Origin of the sequence: Pseudomonas sp. PS02303 (genome assembly GCF_029959925.1) — a bacterium.
In the GTDB taxonomy this organism is placed as follows: domain Bacteria; phylum Pseudomonadota; class Gammaproteobacteria; order Pseudomonadales; family Pseudomonadaceae; genus Aquipseudomonas; species Aquipseudomonas mandelii.
In genome coordinates, this window is sequence record NZ_JASCOM010000467.1 from 1 (window position 1) to 2,292 (window position 2,292).

At 62.7% G+C, this 2,292-nt stretch carries 2 protein-coding genes; both read left to right on the forward strand.

Annotation, left to right across the window (positions count from 1 at the left end; all coding sequences use genetic code 11):
• Nucleotides 1–155 precede the first annotated feature (155 nt).
• Nucleotides 156–833: a response regulator gene (locus QMX98_RS34125; RefSeq protein WP_077749196.1), complete on the forward strand. Its 678-nt coding sequence runs from the start codon at nt 156–158 to the stop codon at nt 831–833.
• Nucleotides 830–2,176 carry an ATP-binding protein gene (locus QMX98_RS34130; RefSeq protein WP_010457134.1) on the forward strand — a complete coding sequence of 449 codons (1,347 nt, stop codon included), beginning with the start codon at nt 830–832 and terminating at the stop codon, nt 2,174–2,176. Before QMX98_RS34125 ends, QMX98_RS34130 begins: the two co-directional genes overlap by 4 nt.
• The last annotated feature ends 116 nt before the right edge of the window (nt 2,177–2,292 follow it).

The following is a 2,292-nucleotide window of genomic DNA, read 5'->3' on the forward strand; positions in this document are numbered from 1 at the left end:
CCGTGTAGGGGTGAGCCTGCTCGCGATAGGGGCGTGTCAGTCGACATCAATGTCGAATGTGCTGGCGCCATCGCGAGCAGGCTCGCTCCTACAGGGTTCTGCGGTGTGACTGAGAACTGTGCTGCTGGAGATAACGATTTGCCTAGGAGAGCGTTATGAAACTGCTGGTCGTCGAAGATGAAGCGCTGTTGCGCCATCACCTGCAAACCCGCCTGACGGACAGCGGCCACGTGGTCGAGTCCGTGGCCAACGCGGAGGAGGCGTTGTACCAGACCGAGCAGTTCAACCACGACCTGGCGGTGATCGACCTCGGCCTGCCGGGCATGAGCGGGCTCGACCTGATCCGTCATCTGCGCTCGCGTGGCAAGGCCTTCCCGATCCTGATCCTCACGGCGCGTGGCAACTGGCAAGACAAGGTCGAAGGCCTCGCTGCCGGTGCCGACGATTACGTGGTCAAGCCGTTCCAGTTCGAAGAGCTCGATGCGCGCCTGAATGCCTTGCTGCGCCGCTCCAGCGGTTTCACCCAGTCGACCATCGTCGCCGGGCCGCTGCTGCTCGACCTCAATCGCAAACAAGCGTCCCTCGATGAACAACCGCTGGCGCTGACCGCCTACGAGTATCGAATCCTCGAGTACCTGATGCGGCATCACCAGCAAGTGGTGGCCAAGGACCGCTTGATGGAGCAGCTGTACCCGGACGACGACGAGCGCGATCCGAACGTCATCGAAGTGCTGGTCGGCCGTCTGCGCCGCAAACTCGAAGGCCCGGCCGGTTTCAAACCGATCGACACTGTGCGTGGCCTCGGCTACCTGTTCAATGAGCGCTGCACTTGATTCGCTCCCTTCGTGTCCGCTTGATGCTGGCCGCCGCCACCCTGGCGGTGCTGTTCATGCTGGCGTTGCTGCCAGCGATGCAGGGCGCGTTCAGCCTGGCGTTGCAGGATTCCATCGAGCAACGCCTGGCGTCGGACGTAAACACGTTGATTTCCGCCGCGCGGGTGGAAAACAACGCCCTGCAGATGCCGGCGCAGTTGCCCGATGAGCGCTTCAACCTGACTGACAGCCGCTTGCTCGGTTACATCTATGACCGCGAAGGTCATTTGGTCTGGCGCTCGAAGGCCACCGGCGAAGAGAAGATCAACTACAAACCGCGTTACGACGGACGCGGCAACGAATTCGCGCGCATTCGCGAGGCCGATGGTCAGGAATTCTTTGTCTACGACGTCGAAGTCAAACTGCTCAGCGGCAAAAGCGCGGCGTTCAGCATCGTCGCCCTGCAACCGGTGCACGAGTACGAAGTCACCCTCGAAGGCCTGCGCGAAAACCTCTACCTCGGTTTCGGTGCCGCGTTGCTGGTGCTGCTGGCGCTGCTGTGGATCGGCCTGACCTGGGGCTTGCAGGCCTTGCGTCGGCTCAGTCAGGAGCTGGACGAAATCGAAAGCGGCGCCCGCGAAAGCCTCAGCGAACAACACCCGCGTGAGCTGCTGCGCCTGACCGGCTCCCTCAACCGCTTGCTGCACAGCGAACGCGAGCAGCGCAGCCGCTACCGAGATTCCCTCGACGACCTGGCCCACAGCCTGAAAACCCCGCTGACCGTGCTGCAAGGCGTCAGCGAAGACATGGCCCAGCGCCCGGAAAACCGAGATCAGGCCTGGTTGCTGCAAACCCAGATCGAGCGCATGAGCCAGCAGATCGGCTATCAACTGCAACGCGCCAGCCTGCGAAAAAGTGGGCTGGTACGTCACCAGGTGCGCCTGCAGCCGGTGCTGCAAAGTCTGTGCGACACGCTGGACAAGGTCTACCGCGACAAGCGCGTGCGCGTTGCTTTCAACCTGCCGGAGCCGTGTTACGTGCCGATCGAACAGGGCGCGCTGCTGGAGATGATGGGCAACCTGCTGGAAAACGCCTATCGCCTGTGCCTGAGCGAAGTGCGCATCAGCGTGCGCGAAACCCTGAGCGGGGTCGAGTTGTGCGTTGAAGATGACGGGCCGGGCGTGCCGCCGGATCAGCGGGCGCGGATTCTGCAACGGGGCGAGCGGCTGGATCGCCAGCACCCGGGGCAGGGGATCGGGTTGGCGGTGGTCAAGGACATTATCGAGAGCTACAACGCGAAGCTGACGCTGGGGGATTCGCCGATGGGCGGGGCGGCGTTCCGGATTCATTTTCCGGTGGTTTGATCGAAGGGGTTGGCGGTGTTTTTTCGGGCCTCATCGCGAGCAGGCTCGCTCCTACAATTGAATCTGCGGCGCTCGCGAAAAGTGCATGCTCCGCAGATCCCCTGTAGGAGCGAGCC